A 5,895-nucleotide genomic window follows, 5' to 3' on the forward strand; every position below is an offset into this window, starting at 1 on the left:
TCCGTTAAATAACGTGATAAAATTCTTGGGTTTGCTAACTTTTTATTATCTTTGCTAGTAGATTATAAAATATTGACGTAGCAATAGTCCGGAAAGCTAGAAACTACATAATAACAATACTAAGATGAAAAGGCGTAACTTATTGTTGTATAACTATTTAGTTTGTATATTTTGTGTATGAGGTGAAGTACATATATTGGGATGCGGATGAAATATATATTTACTTTTATAATAATAGAATTCGCTTTTTATGCATTTTCCCAATACCAATTTTCAGCGATAAAAAACGGAAAAATCAGAGTTTTCTGATTACAACCCCGCGTTTTTAGCCCAAGAATAGCTGATTTTACCCTTTCATCCAGGCCCTCATCGAGCAGCTGAAGGAAGAGTTCCCATTAGCCACGATTCATGGGCATAATGAGTTCGCCAACAAAGCCTGTCCCTGCTTTAATGTTAAGAAGGAGTGGGGGAAGTAATGTATAAAAGCAAATAGGGAACGCATTGCATTCCCTATTTCTATTTCTGTTACTTCCCGATGCACCATGCGTAACCAACTGAATACCAGTTGTTTAACATAGGTTTGAGCCATATAAAAGCCGGGCTAAAATGTAAGGTTTTTTATCAGTTTAATTATCTGATATTCAGTGCTTTTTAGTCCTACTTTCCTACTTTTTTCAAGTATCTTTTTAAGCCCTTTTTTACGCCTTTCACTTTCCCACACAAATAGTGAATGTCGTTGATTCTCAATCGGTTAAGTACTAACGTGCTATTTGTGAGCCGCTTTCCTTCTGAATGAAAAGAAAGTTGATTATCAGCTACTTACGATTTTCGTGTTTTCACTTGATTTCTCTTGATTTCATTCATTTTGTATGTCACTTATCTTTACAAACACCCATTTTTAGGGGTTGAAGATTTAACATGTTTAACCTTTATAAACACTCAAAATCTGCATTTTCGTGCTAAAACGTGGTTTTTTACCATTTTTGAGAGGTCGGCTTTTATCTGAATAAATCTGCCATCGTCAGCTGGTATTGAATGTCATCAGAATAGCCGCCCAGCGCAAGTCCATAGGAGGTGATCATCGTGATGAGTACCGTTTTTTCGGTGCCCGTTTCCCTGATGAAGGTCTCCCTTCGGTTGCGGATGCGGTTGTCCTCTTCTTCTGTAATAACGTAAGGGACGCTGGATTATTGCATCGTCTTGATAAGCGATAAAATCAATATATTCTGACATGTATCTTTCTTTTTGCATAAATAACATTAAAAATCATACATCTTGTAACTGAATAGAGGCGATTTTCATCTTTTTTTCGTATTTTTGCTATTCAATGTTGTAGAACGTCAATACAAAAGAAACGGATAAGAGATATGGATGAAAATAATGTGCCTGAAATGCGTCCGACATTCGAAGAAATTCGAAAAGTGGATGGTAACGGGAAAGAATACTGGAGCTCACGTGATCTTTGTAATGCGATGGGCTATTCGGGATATTGGAAATTCCAGAATGTAATAGACAAAGCAATCAAAGTTGCCAGTGAAAAAGGTATGAATATGGACGAACATTTCAACCATGCGGTTGACATGTTCAAGGTGGGTAATGGAGCGTTTCGCAAGGTCGAAGCTTTCCATCTATCCCGTATGGCTTGTATGATCATTTCTGAGAATGCTGATTCAAGGAAGTTATTGGTGAAGCAGGCAAGAGCCTATTTTTCTCAATCCGTATCTACAACCGAACTTATGCAGAACTCACTGGAATCCAATATCTTACTGTATAAAACTGCACAGGGTGAGACTCGCATTGAAGTGATTTTCAACAACGAAACTTTTTGGATGTCACAGAAAAGGATGGCTGCTTTGTTTGGTGTTGATAGAGCAACTATCACTTATCATATTTCTCAGATTTATGAGTCTGGTGAATTGCAAAGAGAGGCAACTTGTAGAAAAATTCAACAAGTTCAACTGGAGGGAGAGCGTGATGTTGAGCGTGCTCCTTTGTTCTACAATCTTGATGTAATCATTGCTGTTGGTTATCGAGTGAACAGCTATCAGGCAACCCAATTCCGTATATGGGCAACCTCTGTATTGAAGGAGTTCATCATTAAGGGTTATGTCTTGGATGATGAACGTTTGAAGCAAGGTAAGCACTTCGGCAAGGATTATTTTGACGATTTGCTGGAACGCATCCGTGAAATCCGCACTTCAGAACGTAGATACTACCAGAAGATAACTGATATTTATGCAGAGTGTAGTGCAGATTATGATGCAAAGGCTGAAAGTACCAAACTCTTCTATAAGATGGTGCAGAATATGATGCACCTGGCGGTTACCAATCATACGGCAGCCGAGATTGTTTATGAGCGGGCTGATGCGGAAATGCCTCACATGGGATTGACTACATGGAAGAAAGCACCGGATGGAAGAGTTCAAAAGTCTGATACGATAGTCGCAAAGAACTATCTTTCTGATGAAGAATTGTCTCAGCTCAACGCAATAACAACAAGTTTCCTGGATCTCGCAGAATCTCGTGCAAGACGACACATTGCTACTACGATGGAGGATTGGAAGAATCGCCTGAAGCTGTTGCTTGAAACTATGGACTATGATACTAAGAGTAGTGCAGGTAAGGTTTCGCAAGAAGAAGCCAGAGAAAAGGCTTATTCTGAGTATGAGAAATATAAGGTTATTCAAGACCGTTCCTATATCTCGGATTTCGACCGATTCAATAGTGGCAATGATGATAATACTCCATTGCTTCCATTTGACATTGATCCAAAAGAATAGGGGTTGGGTAGGGAACTTGAATTATGTCATAGTAGTACCTTCTTATCTTATATAAGAAAAATAACGCAATGAAATGATCAAAATATTTAAAGACAATGAAAAGAATTATCGATAGTACATTAGTAATACTTTCTTTGATGTTGATCTTCGGTTGTAAGGAAAGTAAGGTGGGGCAGGGAAACCCTACCAAAGACAGCATGTCTATTGACACCGATAGTGTGATTTCGGGCAAAGTCTTTACCAAGCAAGATATTGCATCGGAAGATACGCTTAACGCTGTTATAAGAACACAATCTCCCAAGTCCAAGGATTTCGATTTTGAAGTATTTATTATGCGAGGGGAGAAAACAGTACAAATTATACCTTTCTCTTATCCAAAGGACGATACTTTTGACCCAAATGGTGGCCGGAAGGATAGCTGTCTGATGGCTGATGTGACGTTTGATGGCAATAAAGACCTGTTGGTATATTTGGGACAATTCGGAAATCAAGGTGTGGTATATTGGGATGCTTATGTTTGGAATGAAGTTAAGCAGAAGTTCTTGTTTGTTCCATCATTCCGTGAAATTCCCAATCCTACGCTTAACGAAAAAGAAAAGATTATTGAATCTTTCAGCCGTGGTTCTGCCGTTGATTATGAGTTTGGAAAATGGAAGTTCGAGAAAGGAGTGTTTGTACAAAAAGAACTTCTGTCACACCCTCCGAGAGAGTGTGAATAGTGTTATTCTCCGTTCATCACCACTTCATCGCCTCCTTGGGAAGCAACGGAATGGCTCCGTAGCGTCCTAATAGATAACCCTTGCGGACATCTTCACGAGGTTTGAATTCTGCCAAGGATGTAAGATGAGATGCCCCATCCTTTCCCTTCTCGGCAAACCAGACTTCATCAGCTCTGATAAGGTCGAGGTTGAGCAGGTCGCATTCATGAGTAGAGAAGATGAGTTGAGTGTCTCTTCCAGACTCCAGTCCTGAAAAATAGCACTCTAAAATTTTCTGCGAGAGCATCGGGTGCATACTGCGGTCAATCTCGTCGATGAGATAGTCAACTTCATTTTGCTTCAAATCGATGAGCATTGGGATGAAGTCGAGCAACCGGATGCTGCCATCAGATTCTTCGCTCAGATCAAAAACAACCTCTGTGCCGGAAGTAAGATTCCGGTGGACAGCCTTCTGCTTGTAAATCTCATATCCTCCGTTGGCATTCACCTCGAAAAGAAGCATTTCACCTCCAACTGTGGCAGCCATGCTGTACGTCTTGCCGTTCTTGGCCTTGCTGAGTATGTTGTCAAGCAAATCAGAAGATAAGTTCACATCTTCCTTCTTGATTTTATACAGGCGCACGTCTGAAATGCCCGTGTTGAAGTAGGCAAGAAGTGAGCGTGTCGTTTCCTGCAGCTCATCATTGTTTTCAGTAAGGAAAGAAATTCCCTGCAGGCGTGTGCTTGGGAAGATGATTTTCAAACCGTCAGCAAACCAGTTCTTGGCCATGCGTATGGTTTCAAGTCCCTTGCCGTTTCTGCGCACATACTCTGAAAGGAAGCTGGAATCGGAAGGAGTACTGTGGGCGATGAATTTCAGCAGCATGGATGTTTCTTCGTTTCCATCCACCTTGCCAAACGTAAACTCGTTGCCGGCAGCTGTAATCTTTCTGGTGAAAACTTTCTTGTCGGTACGGCTGTTGATTTCAAACAGCCATTCCTCCTTGATTCCTCCGATGGTGAACTCTATGCCATAGGCAAAGCACTTACCCTTGGTCTTGAACTCGATTTCTACCTTAGAGTTTTTCTCTTCGGTATCAGCAAGCTTGAAAGGTTCCACCTTGCTTTGCGGAAAGCTTCCATTGGCTATCTGCTGGAGCAGGGCAATGGCCTTGATGACGTTGCTCTTTCCGGAAGCATTGGCACCATACACGATACCAGCCTTCAGCACAGAAATATCGTCACGCTTCTCTGCACGGGAAACATGAGACGGATGTGCGTTGCTCTTACCTGCCACAAAGCTGATTTGAGTCTCATCCTTGATGGAATATATATTTTCAAATGTAGCTCTAAGTATCATAACAATGTCATTTTCTTATTAATACTGATGCAAAGATAAGCTTTTTCTTCGAAAAATGCATGGTTTAATGTCGAATACTTGCAAAAACGCTGCATAATTAGCATAAATTAGCTGATTTAAGACCTTTTGTTCGTCAAAAGCTGTCACTATTTATGGAAGTTACTGGTTGTATAAAAATACATTTATTCTGCAAAAACCTCCAAAATGTATCGATAAGTCGTGGAAATCTATTGAAAAACGATAGATTTCCACGACTTATCGGCATGTTTTTGCGATTTTTATCCTAATATGGATGAGTTTTCCTCTCCATTTCGAATAACTATTCTTGCATTTCAGCAAGGAAAAATAGATTCTCCCGAAATCCTTGACTATATGATAATAAACAAGTTTATTTCGGCATATATACATATATGGTTTTCTTAAACTTGTAAACTTCCTGGTTTGAGTGGTTAAAAATCGGTAGAGGTTTACTATTTGAGTTTGAAAGAACATGTATATATACATGGGTAAACTTAAACCTTAAACTTGTATGCGCCGTAAGCTTTGCCTTGGCTGCTCTTTAGCTGGTTCAGGGCTTTGCCTATCTTCTTCTCCTTGCTGAAATTCTGTTGTCCTTTTAGATATACAACAGCTTCATGTCACAAAAAATGTCGTTTATGTGACAAAAATCATTGGCTTGCCTCTTATCTCAGGCATCATGCTTCTCTGGTTAGCTTCCATCTACAGACAGATGCTTACCCTTGGCAGTCGTAGGTCTGATTGTTCTTTCCTTAACTTAGCCATATTCATGATGAAGTTTGAGTTTTCCTGCCAGTCTCTTGAACTTATAAGCCATCTTGCGCAACCAGTTTGCTTGAACAAACATCGTGGAGGATGCAGCTTTCCTTTACCCAACCAACTGCAAATATTTTCTACTCATCCTTTTCATTTATATTTTTGGACGAAGCATCCACACTTACTTTTTCCGCTGCAAAGTTAGTGCAAGCCACATTTCTGCAAGTACCAGGTGCCTTATTCTCTGAATTTTTTCAAAAACTTTTCCGTCTGCTGCTCATCC

At 40.0% G+C, this 5,895-nt stretch carries 4 protein-coding genes; 3 read left to right on the top strand and 1 reads right to left on the bottom strand.

What is annotated here, in order from left to right; genetic code table 11:
* Positions 1 to 1,367 precede the first annotated feature (1,367 nt).
* Both rhuM and ACWJAO_RS12990 read left to right on the top strand, forming a co-directional pair.
* Complete coding sequence (gene rhuM / locus ACWJAO_RS12985) at positions 1,368 to 2,780, top strand: RhuM family protein (RefSeq protein WP_449140556.1); 1,413 nt, start codon at positions 1,368 to 1,370, stop codon at positions 2,778 to 2,780.
* Between the two features lie 95 nt (positions 2,781 to 2,875).
* Positions 2,876 to 3,499, top strand: a complete 624-nt coding sequence (locus ACWJAO_RS12990; RefSeq protein WP_449140557.1) for an XAC2610-related protein — start codon at positions 2,876 to 2,878, stop codon at positions 3,497 to 3,499.
* Positions 3,500 to 3,515: 16 nt separating this feature from the next.
* On the opposite strand, the gene ACWJAO_RS12995 is transcribed toward ACWJAO_RS12990, so the two are convergent.
* The gene (locus ACWJAO_RS12995; protein WP_449140558.1) at positions 3,516 to 4,838 is read right to left on the bottom strand and encodes an AAA family ATPase; all 1,323 of its coding nucleotides are present in this window, start codon (positions 4,836 to 4,838) and stop codon (positions 3,516 to 3,518) included.
* 873 nt (positions 4,839 to 5,711) lie between these two features.
* Here ACWJAO_RS12995 and ACWJAO_RS13000 point away from each other — a divergent pair.
* The coding region (locus ACWJAO_RS13000) for a hypothetical protein (RefSeq protein ID WP_449140559.1) at positions 5,712 to 5,895 on the top strand (184 nt) is incomplete at its 3' end.

Source organism: Segatella sp. (genome assembly GCF_977051555.1).